Annotated in this window: 21 protein-coding genes; 2 read left to right on the top strand and 19 right to left on the bottom strand. The window is 37.9% G+C overall.

Features of this window, described 5'->3' with window-relative positions; all coding sequences use genetic code 11:
• Positions 1-8: 8 nt before the first annotated feature.
• The 19 genes from ahlS to ACMZ42_RS19130 form a co-directional block, all read right to left on the bottom strand.
• Positions 9-854 carry an AhlS family quorum-quenching N-acyl homoserine lactonase gene (ahlS, locus tag ACMZ42_RS19040; RefSeq protein WP_415732394.1) on the bottom strand — a complete coding sequence of 282 codons (846 nt, stop codon included), beginning with the start codon at positions 852-854 and terminating at the stop codon, positions 9-11.
• 127 nt (positions 855-981) lie between these two features.
• Entirely contained in the window at positions 982-2,403 is a 1,422-nt protein-coding gene (locus ACMZ42_RS19045) for an aldehyde dehydrogenase family protein (protein WP_415732395.1), read from the bottom strand.
• Between the two features lie 101 nt (positions 2,404-2,504).
• Positions 2,505-3,500 carry a LacI family DNA-binding transcriptional regulator gene (locus ACMZ42_RS19050; RefSeq protein WP_415732396.1) on the bottom strand — a complete coding sequence of 332 codons (996 nt, stop codon included), beginning with the start codon at positions 3,498-3,500 and terminating at the stop codon, positions 2,505-2,507.
• A gap of 90 nt (positions 3,501-3,590) precedes the next feature.
• Entirely contained in the window at positions 3,591-4,823 is a 1,233-nt protein-coding gene (locus ACMZ42_RS19055; protein WP_415732397.1) for an RtcB family protein, read from the bottom strand.
• 144 nt (positions 4,824-4,967) lie between these two features.
• On the bottom strand, positions 4,968-6,818 hold the full coding sequence (locus ACMZ42_RS19060; protein WP_370080422.1) for a dynamin family protein: 1,851 nt from the start codon (positions 6,816-6,818) through the stop codon (positions 4,968-4,970).
• Positions 6,819-7,051: 233 nt separating this feature from the next.
• Positions 7,052-7,933, bottom strand: coding sequence for a ribokinase (gene rbsK / locus ACMZ42_RS19065; protein ID WP_415732398.1), 882 nt, complete (start codon positions 7,931-7,933; stop codon positions 7,052-7,054).
• A 92-nt stretch (positions 7,934-8,025) separates the two neighbouring features.
• Positions 8,026-8,199, bottom strand: a complete 174-nt coding sequence (locus ACMZ42_RS19070) for a hypothetical protein (RefSeq protein WP_415732399.1) — start codon at positions 8,197-8,199, stop codon at positions 8,026-8,028.
• On the bottom strand, positions 8,196-8,759 hold the full coding sequence (locus ACMZ42_RS19075) for an MFS transporter (RefSeq protein WP_415732400.1): 564 nt from the start codon (positions 8,757-8,759) through the stop codon (positions 8,196-8,198). Before ACMZ42_RS19075 ends, ACMZ42_RS19070 begins: the two co-directional genes overlap by 4 nt.
• Before the next feature lie 178 nt (positions 8,760-8,937).
• Positions 8,938-9,192: an MFS transporter gene (locus ACMZ42_RS19080; protein WP_415732401.1), complete on the bottom strand. Its 255-nt coding sequence runs from the start codon at positions 9,190-9,192 to the stop codon at positions 8,938-8,940.
• A gap of 660 nt (positions 9,193-9,852) precedes the next feature.
• Positions 9,853-10,443, bottom strand: a complete 591-nt coding sequence (gene leuD / locus ACMZ42_RS19085) for a 3-isopropylmalate dehydratase small subunit (RefSeq protein WP_402871242.1) — start codon at positions 10,441-10,443, stop codon at positions 9,853-9,855.
• Positions 10,444-10,473: 30 nt separating this feature from the next.
• On the bottom strand, positions 10,474-11,883 hold the full coding sequence (gene leuC, locus ACMZ42_RS19090) for a 3-isopropylmalate dehydratase large subunit (protein WP_415732402.1): 1,410 nt from the start codon (positions 11,881-11,883) through the stop codon (positions 10,474-10,476).
• Between the two features lie 16 nt (positions 11,884-11,899).
• On the bottom strand, positions 11,900-13,000 hold the full coding sequence (gene leuB / locus ACMZ42_RS19095; protein ID WP_370080429.1) for a 3-isopropylmalate dehydrogenase: 1,101 nt from the start codon (positions 12,998-13,000) through the stop codon (positions 11,900-11,902).
• Between the two features lie 188 nt (positions 13,001-13,188).
• Positions 13,189-14,727 carry a 2-isopropylmalate synthase gene (locus ACMZ42_RS19100; RefSeq protein ID WP_370080431.1) on the bottom strand — a complete coding sequence of 513 codons (1,539 nt, stop codon included), beginning with the start codon at positions 14,725-14,727 and terminating at the stop codon, positions 13,189-13,191.
• Entirely contained in the window at positions 14,714-15,748 is a 1,035-nt protein-coding gene (gene ilvC, locus ACMZ42_RS19105) for a ketol-acid reductoisomerase (RefSeq protein WP_370080433.1), read from the bottom strand. Before ilvC ends, ACMZ42_RS19100 begins: the two co-directional genes overlap by 14 nt.
• A gap of 98 nt (positions 15,749-15,846) precedes the next feature.
• Positions 15,847-16,362: an acetolactate synthase small subunit gene (gene ilvN / locus ACMZ42_RS19110; protein ID WP_049664470.1), complete on the bottom strand. Its 516-nt coding sequence runs from the start codon at positions 16,360-16,362 to the stop codon at positions 15,847-15,849.
• On the bottom strand, positions 16,359-18,125 hold the full coding sequence (ilvB, locus tag ACMZ42_RS19115) for a biosynthetic-type acetolactate synthase large subunit (protein WP_415732403.1): 1,767 nt from the start codon (positions 18,123-18,125) through the stop codon (positions 16,359-16,361). The genes ilvN and ilvB overlap by 4 nt, the downstream gene beginning before the upstream one ends.
• A gap of 464 nt (positions 18,126-18,589) precedes the next feature.
• A complete protein-coding gene (ilvD, locus tag ACMZ42_RS19120) occupies positions 18,590-20,260 on the bottom strand; it encodes a dihydroxy-acid dehydratase (protein ID WP_370080437.1) in 1,671 nt (556 codons plus the stop codon).
• A gap of 342 nt (positions 20,261-20,602) precedes the next feature.
• The gene (locus ACMZ42_RS19125; protein WP_370080439.1) at positions 20,603-21,925 is read right to left on the bottom strand and encodes a D-arabinono-1,4-lactone oxidase; all 1,323 of its coding nucleotides are present in this window, start codon (positions 21,923-21,925) and stop codon (positions 20,603-20,605) included.
• Positions 21,913-23,088, bottom strand: coding sequence for an amino acid deaminase/aldolase (locus ACMZ42_RS19130; protein WP_415732404.1), 1,176 nt, complete (start codon positions 23,086-23,088; stop codon positions 21,913-21,915). Before ACMZ42_RS19130 ends, ACMZ42_RS19125 begins: the two co-directional genes overlap by 13 nt.
• Positions 23,089-23,503: 415 nt before the next feature.
• On the opposite strand from ACMZ42_RS19130, the gene ACMZ42_RS19135 reads away from it, so the two are divergent.
• Both ACMZ42_RS19135 and ACMZ42_RS19140 read left to right on the top strand, forming a co-directional pair.
• Entirely contained in the window at positions 23,504-24,046 is a 543-nt protein-coding gene (locus tag ACMZ42_RS19135) for a cysteine hydrolase family protein (RefSeq protein ID WP_415732405.1), read from the top strand.
• 256 nt (positions 24,047-24,302) lie between these two features.
• Complete coding sequence (locus ACMZ42_RS19140; RefSeq protein ID WP_370080445.1) at positions 24,303-24,560, top strand: GlsB/YeaQ/YmgE family stress response membrane protein; 258 nt, start codon at positions 24,303-24,305, stop codon at positions 24,558-24,560.
• The last annotated feature ends 275 nt before the right edge of the window (positions 24,561-24,835 follow it).

Below are 24,835 nucleotides of genomic sequence, written 5' to 3' on the forward strand. Positions count from 1 at the left end.
GCTCCTATCTATTCATAATAACCTTCTGTCGATTTTCTAAAAGACTTAAATTGGGCAGAATCATGACCAAACCAAACTTGTGAATTTGTTTCATTTGCTAATCTTCTAATTCGTTCAACCGTAGAATTATAACCAACAGAATCATATAGTATTCCAGGTGGCTTGACAGGTGGCCCAAAGCTTTCAGCAGTGTAAATGGTATCTGAAGCTAAAATAATTCCACCCGTTTCTGGCATATTAATATGCAAACCTAGCATTCCCCAAGCATGACCGCTACCAAAATTCAAAACTTGGATTCCTTCTGCAAGCTTCACATTATCCTCACCACGCTTAATTAAGCGCCATTGTAAGTTGTTCTTTATCCACATATCAATGTCACCCCAAATATATGCACCTTCTTTTACATTTCTTGCATATGTTTGTAAAGTTCCATTGAATTCATCTTCCTGCACAATTATTGTTGCATTCGTAAAAAGTTCTAAACAGCCTGCATGATCTAAGTGTAAATGTGAAGCAACAACATATTTAATATCTTCTGGACGCACATTTAACTCTTCCAAACGATGATGTAAATAGCATTCTTCTGGCATATTAATTGGGAATGCTTTTTGCGTAAATTCACCCCAGCGTCCTTCAGGTCCCATTGAGTTTGGGTTACAAGCTGTATCAAACAATATTTTTCCTTCTGGATGATCAATTAATACTGTATAAACTGGAAATTCTACAAATTTATTTGGCTGGTTTGGATGATCGATCGTTGCAGGGTTATGCATGGCAATCATATAGTTTTTATCCATTCGCATTGTTCCATTATCCATAACATACAATTTCGGGTGCTGTTTGATTATGTTCATTTACAACCATCTCCATTTCTGAATCATTTGTGCCTCGGCGTAATTGTAGCTGACGCTTTGCTTTCGCTACATAAAACATTTGTAGCTGACGCTTTGCTTTCACTACATAAAACAGTTGCTGAAGAAGTTAATTGTTATTCCAAATCACTAGCTTCATTTCTGTCATTTCCTCAACTGCATATTTGATTCCTTCTCGACCGGTTCCGCTTTCTTTAATGCCGCCATATGGCATATGGTCAACACGGTATGTCGGAACGTCATTTATAATGACACCCCCTACTTGTAATTTCTTTGAAGCTTTAAAGGCCATCTCGATTGAAGGTGTAAATATTCCTGCCTGTAAGCCATAATTTGAATCATTGACAGCATCAATGGCTTCTTCTATTGAAGAAACAGTATTGACAATTACAACAGGTGCAAATATTTCCTCACAAGATACACGGCTATGAGAGGATACATTAAATAATACTGTTGGAAGTAAAATATTATTTTCAATACGACCACCCGTCAGTACTTCGGCACCTTCTGCAACCGCTTCTTCTATCCATGTGACAGCACGCTGTTGCTCAGTTTCTGAAATCATCATCGCTAAATCTGTTGTTACATCTAGTGGGTCCCCTATTGTTAGCTGTTCTATTTTTGCTTTTAGTTTTTCTAAAAATACATCTATTATATTTTCTTTTACATATATACGCTGTAGGGAGATGCACACTTGACCTTGATTTGAAAAAGCTCCCATAACAATTCGGTCCATGATTTTATCGAGTTGAATCCCTTCATCAACAATAACACCAGCATTCGAACCAAGTTCTAATGTAACTTTCTTTAATCCTGCGCGATTACGAAGAGAAATGCCTACAGCAGGACTTCCCGTAAATGTAATCATTTTTACTTTTTGATGTGCTAAAAATACATCCCCTACTAGTTTTCCTTGCCCAGTTACTAAGTTAAATGCACCTGCTGGTAAGTTTGTTTGTGCCAATAGTTTTGCTAGAAAATGAGCAGATAAAGCTGTTTGTGTTGCAGGTTTCAAAACAATCGTATTTCCAGCTGCTAATGCTGGTCCAACTTTATGGGCTACTAAATTTTGTGGAAAATTAAAAGGTGTAATGGCCGCAATAACGCCTAATGGTTCGCGGATTGTATAACCAAATCTACCCTCTCCACTTTTAGATGCATCCATCGGAATCATTTCACCAGATAGTCGCTTCGCTTCTTCTGCTGCAAATTTGTAAGTTTCAATCGTTCGATCAATCTCAGCATACGCATACTTCAACGGCTTTGCTGATTCTAATGAGATAATATTAGCTGCCTCATCTCTATTTACTGCAAATAGTTCAGATAATTGTTCTAAAATTTCTGCTCTTTGGAATGCCGTTAAAGCTGCCATTTCAGACTCTGCTAAATGAGCACTTTCAATTGCGCGCTGTACATCATCTTCAGTTGCCATCGCAAATTGAGCAATGACCTCTTTTGAGTAGGGGGATTGAACCTCCATAAATTCATCTGTCATTTGCCATTGTCCATTAATAAATAAGCTTTTTTTCAAGACCTGACTCACTCCTCTTTCGGAATGGTTACGTATTCATTTCTGAAAATACAAAAATGAATACGTAACCATTTTAAGTTTTAAAAAATAAACTGAGGTCATCAGTTTATTTTTTTACATGTTGTATTTCTCGGGAAAAGCTTAACAGATTCTGTTTGTTGGATGCAAGTACTTTTTTTCTCCATTACCTCAAATAATTTTTCAATAGCAATAAATCCGAGGTTTTTTTCGGATGCTAAACCTACTGTTGTTAAAGCAATTGAATGGTGCTTACTGAGCTCAACATTATCAATGCCAATAACATTAAAATCTTTAGGAACATGAAAGCCCCTCTCTAAGCAAAGGTTTAAAATTTCAATAGCAATTGCATCTGTTGCGGCACAAATAGCAGTAGGTCTCGTAGGAAGCCTAAGTATTTCTTCAAATATTCGTTCAATATCGTCTTTTTTAGTATTTGTAAAAAATGCTGGCACTGTATTTATACCTATTCCGCTGTCCTTTAATGCATTTTTAAAGCCATTGTACCTTTCATAAAAAGTACTTATTTCATGTGGACCGCCAATCCAGCATATGTCATGATGACCTAAAGTTAAAATATGATTCGTCGCTATATAGCCAGCTTCCACATTATCAATTTCTACAAAATACCTGTTTTCTTGATGCTTGCGATTATACATGATAAAAGGTATGCCTCGTTTTTCAAGCTTAAAAAATAAGTCATCTTCATATAACATAGACGATAAAATTATCGCATCAGCCCTGGTTTCCAAAACAGAATTATAAATAGAATCTAAATTATCTTCCGTACCAAAATAAACATTTACTTTATAGCCCCGAGCATTAACATAATTAACGATTGCAGTTGTTGTATCGACAAAAAAAGGATTATGTAAAGGCCCTGATATCAAAGTAATAATGCCTGTTTTTTTCTGTACAAGCGATCTAGCAACATCATTTGGAATATAGTTTAATTCCTCAATAGCCTGCATTACTTTTTCAACAGTCCTCGGCTTTACGAGTTCAGGAGTATTTAACACTCTTGAAACCGTTGTCTGCGAGACACCCGCATACTTTGCCACATCTTTTGAAGATACCAAAAAACCACCCACTTCATCTTTGTAAGCCTATTTTATATCATTACAGATATATTGTTAATAGATAACCACGAATGCAAGCACTTTCTATTATTAGGAATTATTTTTATTTTTCCGCTCATAAGGCTTAGCTGCTTCGCTAGCTTTAAAATTGTAAACAGGTTTAATCACTTTTAATATATCTGCAGTTTCCTCGAGAACAGATGTAATTTCTGACATCGGCTTATATGCCATAGGGGCTTCATCTAATGTTTCTTCGTTTACAGATGTTGTCCAAATACCTTGCATCATTTCTTTAAAATCTTCCATGTTTAGTGCTGCTTTTGCTGCACGGCGAGAATACATTCGCCCTGCCCCATGTGGTGCTGAGTAATTCCAATCTGCATTCCCTTTCCCGATACAAATGAGTGAGCCATCTCGCATATTCATAGGAATAACGAGCTTCTCCCCTTTATTTGCTCGAACGGCTCCTTTTCTTAACGTCATTGTTTCTGTATCAATATAGTTATGGATCGTATCGAACGTTTCGTTAAAACGCCAGTTCATATGCTTGGAGATTGTTTCAGCAATTGTCCAACGATTCATCCGAGCATATTGCTGAGCAATTTTCATATCGTGAATATAATCATGGAAATACTCACCCTCTAAATAGGCTAAATCTTTTGGTACAATAGGATTTTGCTCTTTACTAGCTTTAATCATTGCTTGAATTTCTTTTTCGCGCCCCTGATTTTTCAAATCGGCAATTTTTTCTTTTAAATCTTCTCGTTGTAATGTTTCATAGGCTCTTTTTTGATGCCAATTCGCTACCTTCGCTCCGACATAACGCGACCCAGTATGGATAAGTAAGTAATGTGTGCCTGCTTCGTCTTTTGCAAGCTCGATAAAATGATTGCCTCCCCCAAGTGTACCAAGCGATAGATTCGTATAGTCATCCTTTAAGCCACTCGCTACAAACTGTCTCCCCTCGAATTCAACAAAATGACGTGCAGAAGATACTTCCTGATGGATATTCTGTCCGCTTGGTATATGTGCTCGAATTGTAGCATCAAGTTTCGAAAAATCGATATTCGTCTCATTTAACTCAGCTACAAATACACCGCAACCAACATCAATGCCTACAAGATTAGGCACTACACGATTTTGAAGCTGAATCGTTGTGCCAATAACACAACCTTTTCCTGCGTGATAATCTGGCATAATCCGTACTTTTGTTCCTTCCATAAAGGCTTGATTTGCCAATTCTTTAATTTGATCGATAGCTGATTGTAAGGCTGTCTTTGAATAAATTTTCACTTCAGTAAAACGTCCTTTAATTTGAATCATTTTAATCCCTCCTACTATCTATACGAAAATCGTCTTATTTAGTTTCATTTTTATACAATTAATCCCATTTTATAGAAAACTAGAAAATACATAAAAAAATGTTCTAAAATTATAAATAAATTTTAGAACATTTTCTTTTAACGTTTATTCTTCATATTGAATATCTAATTTTTTCGGTATTTCTGGTATATCGTTTGATTTTACATCTACTTCTGCTAAAGCTAGCGTATGTAAAGGATATTTTTTCTGAACATCGAAAGGAATCGCAGTGCTCTCCATTTTATTGTTCATTTGACTACGTGCAAGTAGACCATTATTCGTCAGGTCAATGCTTATGATACTGTTAATCGTTTCTTTTAGCATTACAATATCTTTTTCTTTTAGCGGCATTTGTTCGTCCATTAAAAATGGTTGAATAGTTTCTTTAATATAGCCCTGCGCCTCTATTAAACAAGAAAATTCATTTAATTTATTTGCGTATAACTTTAATTGGCGTTTTTCTTTTGAACGTTGGTGATTTAGCTCTTGCACTTTCTGCTCAATACGTACCAAACGTTTTTTCGTTAACTCCATAAGATAACTTTGTATTGAATTAATGGACTGAAGCATCATTGCCTCCGCTTCTTGCACTTTTTCATATTGTGCAATACAAACAACTTGCTGCTCATTTAACTTGCTGACACGTTCTTTGAAAAATCCATTTTGTGTATGCTGACCAAAGATAGCCTTCATAAGACCTTTTCCGTGAATTTTTTTATGCTGGGCATCCAATCGATCATATTCACGTATATAATCGCTATGCATATTACGATATTCTCGTAACATTTGTTGATAAAAAACAGCCTTTTCTGTAAAGCTTTCCACTATTTCATCCTGTAAATAATCATTTTGTGAAATGGTTTGTAAAAGTTGGTATAATGTTTGAACATTTTTAAATACATTGGCAACCTGCTCATATTCTTGCTCATATTCAGTCACAATCGCTAAATCACGTTGATAACGTGAAAATTCGTATTGTGTATCGCCTGCATACTTTTCAATGTTCTCAACCGCAGATTGGAATGGATCTCTTTGTGGAATAACAGTTAATTCGAAGCGGAATCGTTCAAGCCATTGCAAGAAGCGAATTAAAATGCCATACGTTTTCTTATCACTATTTTCTGCAACTCGATGAATTTCTGAAATTAATTGCTCATACTGACTTTTTTCCCAAAGCTCATCACTATTAGTCTGTTTAGCTTCAATCGCTTCTCTTGCAGAGATAGCAACAAAATCACTTATTAAATGTCCAATTCGTTCTCTCTCAGCATTAATAAACGTCTGCGTATTTTCATTTGAATCGATAGCATTGATGACACAAAGGGGCTCAACACCTTTGTTTTTTAGCGTTTCCATCAATAAAATTTCAGGATAAATAGCCATCGAACCTGAGCGTAATACCCAAAAAATTTCGTCAACACGGTTCATTAATGCTTCTGGGAAGTAGGCCATTTCTCCTCCCCCAGCTTCCAATGAAACAGAATCAATAATTGTTACTGATTTTAATAAATCGTTTTTCAAATATACTTCTAAGTAATCTAAATGTTCTCGTAGTATTTGAGATGCAAAAGTATCGCTAGTTGTCAATAATTCTAGCTTGCTCATATCGAATATTGCTACAACGCCATCTAAAAAATACGCCTTTATTTCTTCATGCTCACCGTATCGCAAAAATGTATTTACCCCTGTTGGATGCTGATCACTAACAGGCAAAACTTGACGTCCTAAAAGTCCATTTACAAGTGTTGTTTTTCCAACACGCTCTTTCCCAACAATAAGAATCATCGTTTCGTTGTTAGCATCTTGAATGATACGATTTAAATGTTTAGCTGTATCTTTTACATATGTATTTTGTACAATAATGCCATGTAATTGTCGAAAATGATCAACAAGCTGTGGCAAAATATTATTCGCTGAGGCTGTATATTCGATCGGCACATTATCAATATTTGTCATCCTCAAAACCTCTTTTCGTATGTATCTAAAGTTATTATAAATGAAAATATTCACTTATTAATACATAGTACTAAGAAATAACGACAAAAAAGGACAATATACTTAAAATCAAGTGTCACAAATAGGTAATTAATCTTATGCTATTGAACAGACTATCTCAGATATTATTACTCATTCAGACTAAAAGAAATAAAAATTATTATTATAAATTCGTAAGATAGTTAGTTTCTTCTTCATTCTTCAATTCCAGCCATACGTGAGTACACCGCTCCAAGTGTTGGCATTCCACCTTGCGCACCGAATTTCTCCACCGATAATGAAGCTGCAATATTTGCAAAATACACAGCCTGATCCAATGATTGCCCTTCTACTAAAGCATAAGCGAGTGCACCGTTAAACGTATCACCTGCACCTGTTGTATCTACCGCTTTCGTCAAATAACCCGGAACATGAATAGGATATTCACCATCAAAATAGCGTGCGCCATCACTACCTTGCGTAATAATCATTTTATTAGGATACTTTTCTAATATTTGCTCAACATCATCTCCAAAAATTTCGGCACACTCCGTTTCATTTGGTGTGATATAGGTAATATCCTCCATCCATTGCACATCAAAATTAGCCGCTGGTGCAGGATTTAATAAAACAGGTACATTCGCTTCTTTACAAAGTTTTATCGCATAAGCAGTCGTTTCCACTGGGATTTCTAGCTGCATAATGACCATTTGACTTTTTTGAATGATTTCTTTCGCTGCCTCTATATGCGCAGGCATTAGTTCATAATTTGCCCCAGGCACTACTATAATACGGTTATCATTATTGTAGATTAAAATATTAGCAATCCCAGTAGGTGCCGAAACGCTTGTAATAGCTTCAGTTTGAACATGCTCCTGCTGTAAAACTGTGCGCAATGTTTCTCCAAAACTATCGGAGCCTACACAGCCGATCATTGTGACTTCACTTCCAAGACGTGCCGCAGCAATTGCCTGATTAGCCCCTTTTCCTCCTGGAATCGTTTGAAAATCTTTACCAAGAATCGTTTCACCCTGCTTTGGGAAAACCCCCATTTGTACAACTAAATCCATATTTATACTACCTATAACTGTAATCATCTTTTGACCTACCTTCCATCTTATTTTTCCATTTTAACTGAGAAAACAATAGAAGGACAGGTCATTTACATTTGAAAAATATGGGGTTATTTTCAATTAAGTTTTCCCAATAAACCTTTCCTTGCCTCTAATTCAATTTTTCTATCACAATCTTCACAGGAAAACTTCCCGTCCATATTTTCTTTATATAGTTTATATTTCCTTGTGCCTTCTACAACTTCAAATATTTTCTTACAAAAAATACAATGAACCTTATAGCAAATCATGATACTTCCTCCTTTAACCCGATGTAGTTTTTCGGGGAATATAGCACAAAATATAATGAGATTGACAATAAAATACTGATAATACCGAAAACAATTGCAGTCATTTGAAGCGTAAATAATTCTGCAAACAGACCTAATAGTAAAGTAAAGGAGATTTGTAAAATATTTTGAAAAATACTAGAAATACTACCTAATATTCCCATAATTTCAGGTGGTACATTTTGCTGATAAAACGTTTCATAACCAGTATTACTAAATGCCATAAAAAAGCCTAAAAAAACGAAACTTACAAATGTCAAAATACTCGATGTCGAGGCATAAAAAGCTGTATAAAACAGCATTGTCAGGAACAAACCAAAAGCCATATATGACCGAGTGGACCATTTTTTGGCGAAGCTTGCAGCAACCATTCCACCTAAAATTGCTCCAGCTCTTGCACTACTCACAAAGGCTCCATATAAGCTATCGGATAAAGCCAAATCTTGTTTTATAAATGTTGTTTCCTGAGAATCAAGCGCAAAAGCAATCAATAATGTACTTTGAAACAGTAAATAAATCATTATAAATAATGAATTTTATCGAATGAAAGCTATTACAGTTAGATAGTCATTTTTTAGTATTTGCCAAGTAATACGTTGCAGTGAAGTTTCCTTCACATCATCTACATCAGGTAATAAGTAAATGATCAAAGCACAAACAAAAAATGTAAAGCTGTTAAACCAAATCGTAAATGTTGTATTAAAAAGGCATGATGAGGAGTCCTGCAAGCGCTGGACCTACTAAAAACGAGCCTGAATTGAACGTGCCAAGTATTGCGTTGAATCGTTGTCTATCTTCAGAAGCAACAAACTTTGTAATATAATATGTACTACTAGGCCCAAAGAAACTACTCGCTATATTCGCTAAAAATAACAGTGTATAGATGAGCCAAATTGATTCCATAAACGGCATACAAAAAACAATGAAACCTCGTATAATATCAGTTGCAATCATCAACTTGCGTTTTTCATACGATCAATAAAAGAGCCAGCTACCTAACTTGTTAAAACTCTTGCTATTGGTCCGACAATAAAGATTCCAGCCATCGCTGCCGGCGATTGTGTTAAATGCCATATAAATAAATTTAGCGCTACAAGGTAAATTCAGTCCCCTAATTTTGAAAAACCTAAGCCTCCAATTAATAAGCTGTATTTTCGAAGGATTTTCATTATATAGTTCCTCCCTTTATTACTTTTCACAAAAGTATTCTGGTAAATGTTTAAATAAACTGACTCATCACCAAAACGTGTAGATAATTTCCGTCCCAACTTATATGCACGAGATATGTTTTAACAAATGTCATCCCTAACTTATAGTGTTGGGACAATAATCTGGATAATGTTCCATTTATTCCCCGTAACTCTATTTTTATATTATCAAAATATTACTTCAATTTGTTGCGTTTTTTGAAAATAAACATTTAAATAACTAAAGTGGTTTTTAATTGGAACTATGTTATTTAGTAAGGAATAATCATTTACCAATATAGGAGTTAGGAGGTTTCCCTGTTACCTGAGCAATTTCCACTTCAATCAAAGCCCCCCTTCTTTAAGCAACAAAAAAAACTGAAGACAACTTAATATGTCTTCAGTCAAAAGGTCAGCGCTCAATCTATTAAAATACAATACGCTGTGCTTCGTAAGCAGCAATATGTTCTTCGTATTTAAAGGTTAGGGCAATCTCATCCCAACCATTTAGCAATGTTTCTTTATAGTAAGGATCGATGCTAAATTTATAAACTGTACCATCTTCACCCGTTACTGTTTGTGCTTCTAAATTGACTTCCATCTTGTACGGATTTTCTAAGCTTTTAGCTAAAATTTCATCACACTCTGCTGCAGTTAGTTTGATTGGTAAAATCCCATTTTTGAAGCAGTTATTATGGAAAATATCTGCGAATGATGGTGCAATTACTACATTGAAGCCATAGTCTAAGATTGCCCACGGTGCATGTTCACGAGATGAACCACAGCCGAAGTTATCTTGAGCTACTAAAATTTTAGAGTCTTTAAATTCAGGTTTGTTTAATACAAAATCCTTCATTTCATTGCCCTCTGCATCAAAGCGCCAATGGTAAAATAAATACTGACCAAAACCTGTACGCTCAATACGCTTTAAAAACTCTTTTGAAATAATTTGGTCTGTATCGACATTTTTACGATCGAGTGGTGTTATCACACTGTTTACGATATTAATTGGTTCCATTTGCAATCATCCCTTCCGTGTAAATGGAAATTACACAGTTTCCTTTACGAATTCACGAACATCTACAAAGTGACCAGCAATTGCTGCAGCTGCTGCCATTGGTGGCGATACTAAGTGTGTACGAGAACCAGCTCCTTGGCGTCCTTCAAAGTTACGGTTTGAAGTTGATGCACAGCGTTCACCGGCTGGTACTACATCATCATTCATTGCCAGACACATTGAGCAACCTGTCTCACGCCATTCAAAGCCAGCAGCTGTAAAGATTTTATCTAATCCTTCTGCTTCTGCTTGTTTTTTCGTCGAATATGAGCCTGGCACAACGATTGCTGTTACATTTTCATGTACCTTACGCCCTTCGATGACATTTGCAGCTGCCCGTAAATCACTGATGCGTGAGTTTGTACAAGAACCGATAAATACGTGTTGAATATCGATTGAAGTTAATGGTTGACCTTCCTCTAAGCCCATGTAGGCAAGTGCTTTGCGAAGAGCAGCTTTATCTGACTCATCCTCATAATCGGCCTGTGTTGGAACATTACTTGAAACACCTGAACCCATTGACGGATTCGTTCCCCAAGTGATGATTGGCTCAATTTCTTCAGCTTGAATGATACGAACTGTATCATATGTTGCATCTTCATCGGATGCTAAGCTTAACCAATAATCTGCTGCTTCCTCAAACTTTTCTCCTTGTGGTGCATGTTTACGACCACGGATATAGTCAACAGTCGTTTGGTCAGGCGAAATTAGCCCTGCCTTTGCACCCGCTTCGATTGACATATTACAAATTGTCATCCGTTCTTCCATAGCAAGCTTGTGGATAGCCTCTCCAGTGAATTCCACAATATGTCCTGTGCCGACACCGATACCGAATTTCGAAATAATCGCTAGAATAATATCTTTGGCAGCTACACCTACAGGAAGCTCACCCTCTACACGAATTTCCATTGTTTTCGGCTTATTTTGCCATAATGTCTGTGTTGACAATACATGTTCTACCTCAGATGTACCAATCCCGAAAGCAATCGCTCCGAACGCGCCATGTGTAGACGTATGGGAGTCACCACAGACAATCGTTTTACCAGGCTGCGTTAAACCTAGCTCTGGTCCAATTACGTGAACAATTCCTTGGTCAGGATGGCCCATTCCCGCAAGTTCAACGCCAAATTCTTCAGCATTTTTAGCTAACGTTTCGATTTGGTTACGCGCAATCGGATCATGTATCGTTGGTAGATTTTTTGTAGGCACGTTATGATCCATTGTCGCAAAGCTTAAATCCGTGCGACGCACTTGACGTCCGTTCATTCGTAGACCTTCAAAGGCTTGCGGAGAAGTTACTTCATGAATTAAATGGAGATCAATATATAACAGGTCCGGTTTGCCCTCTTCCTGATAAACCAAATGTTTATCCCAAATCTTTTCAATTATATTTTTGCCCATTATCTTCACCTATTTCTTAAATGTATGTTGTCATAATGCTTTCTGAAACAAAGCTTGTATCAATCTCGTTAATGACTTTATCTGTCCATTCATTCGTCGATAGTATCCGACTGCCATCACGTGCAAGATCTGCTGTGAAATAGCCATCATCAAATACTGCACTTACAGCACGTTCGATTTCTGCTGCCTCTTCTTTTAAGCCAAATGAATATTGTAACATCATGGCCACTGAAAGAATGGTTGCGGCTGGATTTGCTACGCCTTGACCGGCAATTTCTGGTGCTGAGCCATGTACTGGTTCATATAGACCAAAATTATCTCCGCGAATGGATGCAGATGGTAATACGCCTAAAGAGCCTGTAATAACAGATGCTTCATCACTTAAAATATCCCCAAACATATTTTCAGTAACTACCACATCATAATGACCAGGGTTAGTAATTAATTTCATCGCAACTGAGTCTACTAAATTGTGCTCCACCTGTACATCTGGATACTCTTTTTTCTTCGCTTCAACAACTTCTCGCCATAAACGACTTGTTTCAAGTACATTTGCTTTATCAACTGAGCATAATTTGCCTCCACGTAAACGTGCTAATTCAAAGGCATTTTCAACAATACGCTCAACTTCTGCAGTTGAGTAAACAGTTGTATCAATCGCGCCATTCTCAGTACGCATACGTGGTTCCCCGAAGTATACGCCGCCTGTTAATTCACGTACAATCATTAAATCGACGTTTTCGGCTACTTCACGCTTTAATGGTGAAGCATCTAGTAAACTCGGGAACGCCTTTACTGGACGTAGGTTTGCGAATAAGTCAAAGTGTTTGCGAATACGTAGTAATCCTTTTTCTGGACGTAATTCAGGTGGATTATTATCCCATTTCGGGCCGCCAACGGCACCAAGTATAACTGCGTCACTATTTTCACACATCTCAATTGTTTCATCTGGTAGTGGATTATTGTGTTGGTCGATGGCAGCGCCTCCGATTGTTGCATAACCTAAATGGAATGTATGGTTGAATCGCTTACCAATCACCTGTAATACACGTACAGCAGAAGCAACAACCTCTGGCCCAATTCCGTCACCAGGAAGTACTGTAATTTTTTTCTCCATCGTCAAAACACCTTTCTTTGTATAGCGTTGAACTACGCTATTTTAGTAAGACTCTCACCTATATTAATAGGTGAGGTCATCAATATTACGACTACACGAAATTGGCACATTGCCTTTTGGATGTGAATGATGCTGACTCAATTCACTACCGTTAAATCTACTAAATTCATAAAAAGCTGAGTGATCGATTAACTTACAGGCTGTGTACGAAGGCTTGCTTGTATTAAATGACGGTTAATCGCATTTAAATAAGCTTTTGCCGATGCTTCTAAAACATCCTGTGATGAGTTTCGTCCGGTTGTTGAAATACCATCATATCGAATATTAATCACAGCTTCTCCTAATGCATCTCGTCCCTTACCAACAGACTTAACTCGATAATCAACCACATGAATATCTCCTTGAACAAGTTGCTCAAGCGTATTGAAAATAGCTTCAACTGAGCCAGAACCTGTTGCCACAACTGTCTTTTCCAAACCTTCTGGTGTTAAAACAATCGCTGTTGCTGTTGGTATATTTTCTGTACCATATTGTACCTGTACCATCTTTAATTCGTAGAGTGGAACATCTTCTATTTGAACTTGTTGCTCAGTAAGAAGCGTTAGTAAATCTTCTTCTGTAATTTCTTTTTTACGATCAGCAAGCTTTTTAAATTCAGTAAATGCTTTATTTAGTTTTTCATCCGAAAGATTGAAGCCCATTGTTTCCGCTCTGTCACGGAATGCTGCGCGGCCTGAGTGTTTACCTAGAACGAGTGGTACCTCCCCTTCACCAATAAGGGCAGGTGTAATAATCTCGTACGTTTCAGGATTTTTTAACACACCATCTTGGTGAATACCAGATTCGTGTGCAAATGCGTTTTTACCAACAATCGCTTTATTCGGCTGAATAACCACATTCGTAAGTTTACTGACTAATTGAGATGTACGCTTAATTTCTTGTAAATGAATACCTGTTGCTACAGGGTAGATATCTTTACGGATATGAAGGGCAACTGCGATTTCTTCAAGCGCTACATTTCCAGCGCGCTCTCCGATACCGTTAATCGTACCCTCAACTTGTGAGGCACCATTTTCAATGGCTGCAATCGTGTTAGCGGTTGCCATACCTAAATCATCATGGCAATGCGCAGAGAATTTTACCTTATCAGCACCTTTTACGTTTTCAAGTAGGAATTTAAATAATGCACCATATTCTTGTGGTGATGCATATCCTACTGTGTCAGGTACATTAATGGTAGTTGCACCTGCCGCAACAACATCATTCATAATACGTACTAAAAAATCGCGATCTGAGCGAAATGCATCTTCTGCAGACCATTGTACAAGCGGAAAGAATTTTTTCGCATATTTTACGGCTTCAACCGCTTGTTCTACCACTTGATCAGGTGATTTTTTTAGTTTGTATTCCATATGAATGGGAGATGTTGCTAGGAAAATATGAATGTGTGGTTGTTCTGCCACTTTAATGGCTTCCCAAGTTGTGTCGATATCTTTTTGTATACAGCGAGCTAAGCCTGTTACGATCGAGTTTTTCACTGTTCCTGCAATACGATTTACCGCCTCAAAGTCACCGGGTGACGAAGCAGGAAAACCTGCTTCAATAATTGTCACTCCTAGGCGCTCCAGTTGCTTGGCGATTTCAATCTTCTCTGCTGTGTTTAGATTAATACCAGCAGATTGTTCGCCGTCGCGAAGTGTTGTATCGAAAATATCAATTTTTCGCACTTGCAGCCACTTCTCTTACAACCTTTTCTTTACCTTCGTTGATGAATGGCATCATAGCACGTAATTTAGCACCAACTTCTTCGATTTGGTGGTTTGCACCAGCTTCTTTGAATTTTGTATATTCTGGACGACCGTTTTCATTTTCTTGAATCCAACGGCGAGCGAATGTACCATCTTGAATATCCGTTAATACATCTTTCATACGAGCTTTTACAGAGTCGTCGATAAGACGTGGTCCTGCCACATAGTCACCCCACTCTGCAGTATCCGATACTGAGTAACGCATTGTTGCCATACCACCTTCAAACATTAGGTCAACAATTAATTTTAGTTCGTGAAGCGTTTCAAAGTATGCTAATTCTGGTTGGTAGCCAGCTTCTACTAATGTTTCGAAACCTGCTTTTACTAATTGTGTAGCACCACCGCAAAGTACTGCTTGCTCACCGAATAAATCAGTTTCAGTTTCTTCTTTGAATGTTGTTTCAAGTAAACCGCCACGAGCTGCACCGATTCCTTTACCGTATGCAAGAGCTAAATCTTTTGCTTGACCAGTTGCATCTTGATGAATTGCGAATAATCCTGGTACCCCAGCACCTTCTTGGAATTGACGACGAACTAAGTGTCCTGGACCTTTCGGCGCAACTAAGAATACGTCCACATCTGCTGGTGGTGTAATCTGACCGAAATGAATGTTAAAGCCATGTGCAAACATAAGTGCTTTACCCGCTTCAAGATGTGGAGCAATTTCAGCCTCATATACAGCTTTTTGGCGCTCATCTGGAAGTAAAATTTGGATAACATCTGCTTCTTGCGCTGCTTCAGCAACAGTTTTCACATCTATTCCATCCGCTTTTGCTGCATCGAATGATCCGCCTGGACGAACTCCTACTACTACATCGAATCCTGATTCTTTAAGGTTTAATGCATGTGCATGACCTTGTGAACCATAACCGATGATTGCGATTTTTTTTCCTTTTAATACTTCCTCGTTGATGTTTTGTTCATAGTACATAGTAGCCATTGTTTGTTTCCTCCTAATTTTGGGTTTGTTTTTTCAACCTCGAATGCAAGTAAGCCAACAAGGGCTACGCATCCAAAGCTGTGAATTTTATATGCAAACTATTTTAAAATAGAGAGCTGCGTATTTGAGATTTTTTGTGTTTCACGAACAGATGCAGTAGCCCCTGTACGCGTTAATTCTTTAATACCATAAGGTCGAATTAGTTCAATAAAGGCATCAATCTTATCTGGATCGCCTACTACTTGATATGTGACAACGTTTTTCGCTGTATCAATAATTTGTGGACGGAATGGTTCAACTATTGAATTCATTTCCAATCGTAAGTTTGGTGGTGAAATTACCTTCACAAGCGCTAACTCGCGTAGCACGATTGATTTATCTGTAATGTCATTGACCTTTAACACATCAATTTGCTTCGATAACTGCTTCACTAGCTGTTCAATTTTACGCTCATCCTCAACGTTTACAACAAAAGTCATTTTCGAAAAGTTTGGCTGTTCTGTATGACCAACTGTGATTGATTCAATATTAAATTGACGCTTCATAAGTAAGCCTGTTACGCGATTTAACACACCGCTTTGGTTAATCACTGTTACTGTAATTACTCGTTTCAATTCTTTTTCACCCCAATCATTTCATGTAGACCTTTGCCTGGTGCTACCATTGGATAAACACATTGGCTCTGTTTAACACGACAATCAATTAGCGCAGGCTCATCAGAAAGTAGTGCCTCGCGGAAAATACTTTCCGCTTCATCGATTGTGTTAATTCGGTAGCCCTTAAGACCATATGCATCCGCTAATTTAACAAAATCTGGTTGGATCGGCATTAATGAAGATGAATAACGCTCCTCGTAGAATGTTTCTTGCCATTGGCGTACCATTCCTAGACAGCTATTATTTATAATCACTACTTTTACCGGTAAGTTGAATTCTTGTAGTATAGAAAGCTCTTGTGCAGTCATTTGGAATCCTGCATCACCTACAATGGAAACAACTTTTTTGTCTGGCTTCGCAAACTGGGCGCCAATTGCAGCTGGGAAGCCGAAGCCCATCGTACCAAGTCCACCAGACGTTACCCATCCGTGATCATTGTTTAAGCGATAATATTGTGCAGCCCACATTTGATGCTGACCAACATCTGTAGTGACAATCGCGTCACCTTCTGTAATTTTATGCACAAGCTCTAATGCTTCCTGCGGTAAAACTTCTTTGTCCGCTGACTCCTTGCTGTACCATAATGGATATTCTTTTGCATGATTATTTAAGAACGCTAGCCATTCTGTTGTATCAGGGCCATCGAAATCCTTTTTCAATAATGCTTTTAATGCTTCTTTAGCATCTGCAACGATTGGAATATCTGTCGGCACGTTTTTTCCAATTTCCGCTGGATCGATATCGATGTGTATGATTGTTGCATTTGGAGCGAATGTTGCTAAATTACCAGTTAAACGGTCATCAAAGCGAGCTCCGATATTCAACAATAAATCTGATTTTGTAATAGCTGTGTTCGACGTTGCGGTTCCATGCATTCCTGCCATACCAAGGAATAATTCATGCTCTCCATGGATTGAACCAAGTCCTAGTAGAGTGTTTGCTACTGGAATTCGATATTTTTCAGCGAATGCTGTTAACTCTTCTTTTGCGTCTGCAAAGAGGACACCAGCTCCAGCTAAAATGACTGGATTTTTGGCCAATGAAATCGCTTGAATGGCCTTTTGAACTTGTAAATAATTCGGTTTATATGTTGGTTGATAACCCGGTAAATATATTTCATCAGGAGCCTGTGGTGGATTTTCCACATCAAATAACATTTGAGAAACGTTTTTCGGGAAATCTACTACAACAGGACCCTTCCGACCAGTGCTTGCAATATGGAAAGCCTCTTTAACAATACGCGGGATATCATTAACATCCTGTACCTGATAATTGTGCTTCGTAATTGGTGTCGTAATCCCCATAATATCCGCTTCTTGGAAAGCATCTGTCCCAATCACAGATGTTGAAACTTGACCTGTGAATACAACTAATGGGATGGAGTCAATCATCGCATCAGCAATACCAGTTACTAAGTTTGTTGCCCCCGGACCGCTTGTCGCAATAACAACACCTGTTTTATTGGAAACACGTGCATAACCTTCCGCTGCATGGATTGCACCTTGTTCATGTCTAGTTAAAATATGACGAATCGGATTTTTATACATCGCATCATAGATTGGTAGTACCGCTCCACCTGGGTAACCAAAAACAATTTCAACACCTTGTTCATGCAGTGCTTGCACTAATACATCAGCACCATCTTTCGCTTGATAGGTTTGTTCAACTTTTGCTACTGTTGCTAATTCTTCTTTCTCATTGATAGAAACATTCGTACTCATCAAATATGCCTCCTTCTTATCATTCAATTTCACATTAGTAATGCGCATCATTGAAGTATTACAAGCTGATCATCTCCTTGAAAAGAGATAACAGACTCTTTCTTACGCCGTAAAAAAATAAAAAGCCTTTTTCTCCACACGCAAAGAATTACCTTACGTAGGGATGAAAAAGACTTTCCATGGTACCACCCTTTTTTATAGCAAATAATTGCTACCTCGTGAATAAATATAAGCATTTATGCACCAATGCGAGATCATTCGCATCCAATACGGTGTCATAAATTATTTATTCATTAATAACGAGCACTTTCGATTATGCCCGGAGCTATCTAATGGCGAATACGCGTTTAATAGCTCACTCAGAGGGGATGTCGGATCTAGTTGTATTGCCGGCTTCCAGCACGACCGGCTCTCTGGTAAATACAAGGCTCTAGAACCTTTAACCTCATCAACGCTTTAACTTTTTAAATTTTCATAACGCCACCTGTAGAGGCGCTTGTTACTAATTTTGAATATCTTGCTAGCCAACCGCGCTTAATTTTCGGTTCAAATTCCGGTAGTTTTGCACGACGTTCAGCTAATAATTCATCTGAAACTTCTAAATTGATAGTACGGTTTGGTAAATCAATTGTGATCATGTCACCGTTCTCTACTAAAGCGATTGGACCGCCTTCCGCCGCCTCTGGTGAAATATGTCCGATTGAAATACCACGAGATGCACCTGAGAAACGTCCATCTGTGATTAACGCAACCTTTGTGCCAAGACCACGACCTTGAATCGCGGACGTTGGTGCGAGCATTTCAGGCATCCCTGGGCCACCTTTTGGTCCTTCGTAGCGAATGACGACTACATGGCCCTCTTTAACTGTCCCGTTATCGATATTTTCCTGTGCCGCTTCTTGTGATTCGAAGACGATTGCTTCGCCTCTGAATACTTTAATAGAAGGGTCTACAGCTCCTACTTTAATAACAGAACCATCTGGCGCGATATTACCAAATAACACCGATAAACCACCAACTGGGCTATACGGATTGTCTTTCGTACGGATAACTTCAGCATTTGTAATATGATAATCTTTTACAAGCTCACCCATTGTTACTCCAGCAACTGTTGGTCGATCTGGGTGAATGGCACCTGGGATAGATGCTAATTCATTAATAATGGCACTAACGCCACCCGCTTTATTAATATCATCCATTGAAATATCTGAAGCAGGCATAATTTTAGCTAGATATGGCACACGCTCTGCGACTTTATTAATATCTTCAATGTTATAATCGATTTCAGCTTCATTGGCGATTGCTAAAGTATGGAGGACTGTATTTGTCGAACCACCCATCGCCATATCAAGTGCAAATGCATCATCAATTGCTTCTTTAGTAATAATGTCACGAGGTTTGATGTCCTCTTTAATCATACTGACTAATTGTTTAGCAGCTTCTTTAATAAGCTTATGGCGCTCTTCAGAAGTAGCGACGATTGTTCCATTACCTGGTAAAGCTACTCCTAACATTTCCATTAAGCAGTTCATAGAGTTTGCAGTAAACATCCCGGAACATGAACCACATGTTGGGCATGCATTGTTTTCAATATCTAACAGCTCTTCAGCTGACATATTGCCTGATTTATGAGCTCCTACACCTTCAAAAACTGAAGTTAATGAAAGTTGCTTGCCTGTAGCAGAAGTACCAGCCTCCATTGGACCACCAGATACGAAAATTGACGGTACATTAGTACGAACTGCTGCCATTAACATTCCCGGTGTGATTTTGTCACAATTAGGAATATAAAATACTCCATCGAACCAGTGTGCATTAATAACTGTTTCAGCAGAATCTGCGATAATTTCACGACTCGGTAAAGAATAACGCATACCAATGTGCCCCATTGCAATGCCATCATCTACACCGATTGTATTAAATTCGAATGGAATACCACCCGCTTCAATAATGGCCTCTTTGACAACATCAGCAAATGTACGTAAATGAACGTGACCTGGTATAATGTCGATATAAGAATTACAAACCCCAATAAATGGCTTGCCTAAATCTTTCGCTTTTACTTTGCCTGTTGCATATAAAAGACTTCGATGCGGCGCACGATCTACGCCTACTTTAATCATGTCACTTCTCATTTTAAACGCCCCTCTTTATTGCTATGTTCGTTGCTATATACGAAATGTTCTGTCTATTCCGTTTGCGTATATGTTAATCTCTTAGAAGATTACTAACTGCTGTAACGAACGTGTTAAATTGTTGTAATCATAGTACGAAAAAAAGGTCTAGTCAACAGTATTTTTAGAATTGTTTGAACAATTTAAATAATTTACAAAATTTGAAATCGTTTTCATGCTCATTAAGTATCACTTTTATCTCGCTTTGGAGAATATTTTGACATTTTGTTCAAATTTTAATTTTTTTAATAATCCATTAATAATATTTCCAAATCCTTCAAAAGTAAGTGAATAGCTATTTCCTTACAATGTAAATAATTTTCTAAAGTACCCTGTCAAAAACACATGATCAGGATCGAATTGACTTCGAATGGCTAAAAATTTCTCGATATCTGGGTATAGCTCGTAGACATATTTAGCAGTTAAATGACTTAGCTTGCCCCAATGCGGTCGTCCTTTATATTTCTTCATCATCGTATGGACCCATTCAAAATAAGGCTCTTCCTGCATTCCTTTATACATATGAAAGGCAATAAACGCTGATTCTTGTCCTTGGGTAGGACTTAAAAAACCTGCTTCTCCCGCTGTCGTCCTACATTCTATCGGAAAATGTACATTAAAAATTCCACTTTTAAAGGTTGCGTGGATCTCCTCCATACATGCCTTAAATTGCGTTAATGGAATAGCATATTCACTTTCTTGGAATTTGACGCTACGTGGAGACGGATAAATTTCATAGCTTATTCCCGTTTTCTCCCCCTCCACAACATTGGCTGCTGCAAATTTACTCATAGCGCCACTTAACGAAGGTCTCCATTTACATAGCTCGGACATAGCAAAAAAAGCACCGTTCTCTACTATTTGAAGTTTCAATGTTTCGATTCTCTTATTCCAATTACTCTGATAAACAGGCGCTATAGCGTTCATACGCTTCACTTGAATGGTTTCACTACCCGGAAAATAAAACCACTCAACATGTCGATTCTGTCGAATATTTTCAGCAAATATCGCCAGCCCATTTTCTAACGTATCTCTTGTGCTCACATAATGTAAGCTATATAGAGGTATCACCTTAATCGTTACTTTTACAAGCACACCCAGCATCCCTAGCGAAACATGCAAAGCTTCAGATAAATCATCCATTCCTCTCACATGCTCACGATAAGTACCTGTACCATCTACAAAACCCCACCTTGTTACGGCAGAGGATAACGAACCGAGTGTTACACCTGTTCCATGGGTACCCGTTGACACTGCTCCTGCAATCGTCTGTTCCTGAATATCCCCCATATTTATAAGGGCAAATCCATGCTTCGCAAGCAATGGTCCTATTTCATATAAATACGTTCCGGCCCAAAGTGTCGCCTCTTGCTTTTCCTCATTGACAGCTATGAGCCCACGCATATTATGTAAAGAAAGTGCTATATGCTCAGGCATTGCCACAGCGCTAAAAGAGTGAGCTGCACCTGTGACACGAATCGTTTTTCCTGACTCACGTGCATGCTTCACGATATCCGTAACCTCTTCAATTGATCGGGGCAAGTACATCTCAGACGGAAAAGAGATGACATTACCGGCCCAGTTTGTCCACTTCTCACCATTTTTCCACTTATCTATAGAAAACATTGACCATCCCCCCTATAGGTTGAATAAGCTCCTACATACTTGTCTCCTCTAATCCCATGTAGTTGTTGAAATCTTTCACAAAGTTCACCAGCCTTCGCATGTCGAAAATATAGCGTGTCCCCTACATTAACTTTTTTACGCTTTACTTTAACGGGTGTTTGAACTTCTCCTACTCCTTCTAGGCTAAGATATGAAAAAAAGGTAGGTTCATAGAATACTGGTAATCGATCAATATTAATTGCCCCAGACGCCGTATAACCTCCACCATGACAAACAACAATATTTTTTTCTGGCTTTCTTGTTACACGTAAAGCAAATCCAGCTGCCTTTTCTAGCTGTAGATGTGTAAATTGGTCAAACAACGCCGGTGCATAAAATGCAGAGCCAACTGTAATTTCTGTTACTTCCTTCTGTTGTGCCGTGTATGCCATACTTCCTGAACCACCACCATTTACAAAGTGCAAGCTCGGAAAATATGCTTTAATATGGGCAATTGCTAATCTACGAAACTGGGTAACTTGCTTTTTAGCTTGCAATTGCATTACTTCAATCAGTTTTCCTTTAACAGCATTGGCTGGACGATTACCGACTCCTGCAATTTGAGCCTCATAGCCCATTACACCAACCACCTCAATAAATGCTTGATTTTTAATATATTCAAGGAATGGTGTTAGTGACTCAAGTGAATGAAGCGAAGAGCGTTTTGTACCAAAATAAAGCAGCTTAAAATCATTGGATACATTAATATCAATACATACCTGCACACGAACGCCTAGCTCTTGCCCTAGCTCCGCCAAAAATTTGACATGTTCCCGCTTATCCACCATAAAAGTGACAGTTTTTCCCGCCTTTACGGAATGTAATAACTGACGAACAGCAGCTTCTTCCATCACCGGATATCCTAGTAATAAATCATCAAAATGCTGTTGCAGTAAAAATATTGTTTCCGCCGCTGTAAACGTCATAAATCCCGTCACATTGGGTAGACTTTTTTGTAAATAACGTAATATCTCCACAGAACGAACTGATTTCGTAGCGATACGTATATTTTTCTCTCCACAAGCATTGTGTACGGTTGAAATATTGTGATCCAATGCATCAAAGTCCAACCAAGCAAATGGACGTTCAAGCTTATGAAACGCGTGATCAAATCTAGAGGTCATGCTATCATTCCTTTATTTGTACTTTGTCTTTGATATTCTTGTTAAAAATTATATTTAGACAATAAAAAACAACCGTGGACATGTAATCAAATTTGCCTTCACGGTTGTTTTTAATAATGGACAAGCATTTAACTCACCTTTCTATTATTTTAAGAGATTACGAGGAGAATATGAAATCCGCTGCTAAATTTAACAATACTAGCAGATGTAAGCCTGCAATCAGTAATCCTTGGCGATTTAAACGCTTCATAGCTGTCATATTCATATAGACCACTCTCCTTTTTTTCACATTATACTCTCAGAAAAATCAATTTTCAAACTATTCGTAATATTAAAATCGAATCATTTTTCTGACAAACAGGCCCAAATATGGCATGATAAAAGTGAAATTATACCTATAGGGAGAGTGAAAAGGTTGAAAAAGGCTTTATTAGTCATTGATTACACGTATGATTTTGTCGCTTCTGATGGAAAACTAACTTGTGGAGAGCCCGGTCAAGTGTTAGATAAAAAAATTTCATCCTTAATTCAAAAATTTATTATTGAAAACGAATTTGTCGTTTTTGCGAATGATCTACATGAGGAAGATGATCCGTTCCATCCTGAAACAAAGCTATTTCCTCCACATAATATTCGTGGCACTAAAGGACGTCATTTATTTGGGCAAGTTGGCGAAATTTATAACCATTACAAGGATAAAGTTTTGTGGCTCGATAAAACTCGCTATAGCGCATTTGCCGGAACCAATTTATCGATTTTATTGAATGAGCGAGGAATTAAAGAAATTCATTTAGTTGGAGTTTGTACTGATATTTGTATTTTACATACAGCAGTTGATGCTTATAATTTGGGCATTTCAACTGTTGTTTATGCAGATGGTGTTGCAAGTTTTGATGTTGCAGGTCATGAATGGGCATTACGTCATTTTGAACAAACATTAGGCGCAACAGTTTGTTAATTAATCAATTTGCCTTGGCGTCATTGTAGTTTCTTTGTTACAGAAAAAAATACTTACAGATATTTTTTGCGCAAAAATGAAGCGTCAGAAAATGACTTTTGTCTATGCAAAATCGAAGCGTTAGCATAAGCTGAATGAAGATAAAAACCTTATTGAGAATTTGTAATAATTACTAAGAAGCAAGACGCGTAATATACTCCATTCAGGGCATAACTAAATAATCGCCATTATATCTTAGTTTAAGGAGATGAAAAAAATGATTAGCTTCATTTGGTATTTAATCATCGGCGGAGTATTAGGTTGGTTAGCTGGCGTCATTTTAGGTAAAAATGTACCCGGCGGCATCATTGGGAATATTGTTGCAGGGGTTGTCGGTTCGTGGATCGGTAGTATGGTTCTTGGCAACTGGGGTTGGCGAGTTAGTAATTTTTACGTATTCCCCGCATTAATCGGTGCTGTCGTGCTGATCTTCATCGTAAGCATTATTTTAAAGGGTATGCGTAAAGCAACCTAAATATGTAATAAAGAGCCATCATTTTTGATGGCTCTTTACATATATTTTTGAAAATAAAATAATTAAGGAAATATTTTGATGTGGCAACGCTTTACATGAGTTTGTCGAGTCCCTTTCGCATGTAAAATATCCATTATCGAATTTCCTTTTTATAACTACAAATAATTTAAATTACATACCAGGAGATGTGGTTGATTGGAGTGAAGGCAGGGCGACTCCTTAGGGATCAGCGTCACAGATGAGACCTGGGAGTGAAGCGGCTCATCGGACGCCCC

The organism is Lysinibacillus sp. NPDC056185 (genome assembly GCF_047737915.1).
GTDB lineage: Bacteria > Bacillota > Bacilli > Bacillales_A > Planococcaceae > Lysinibacillus.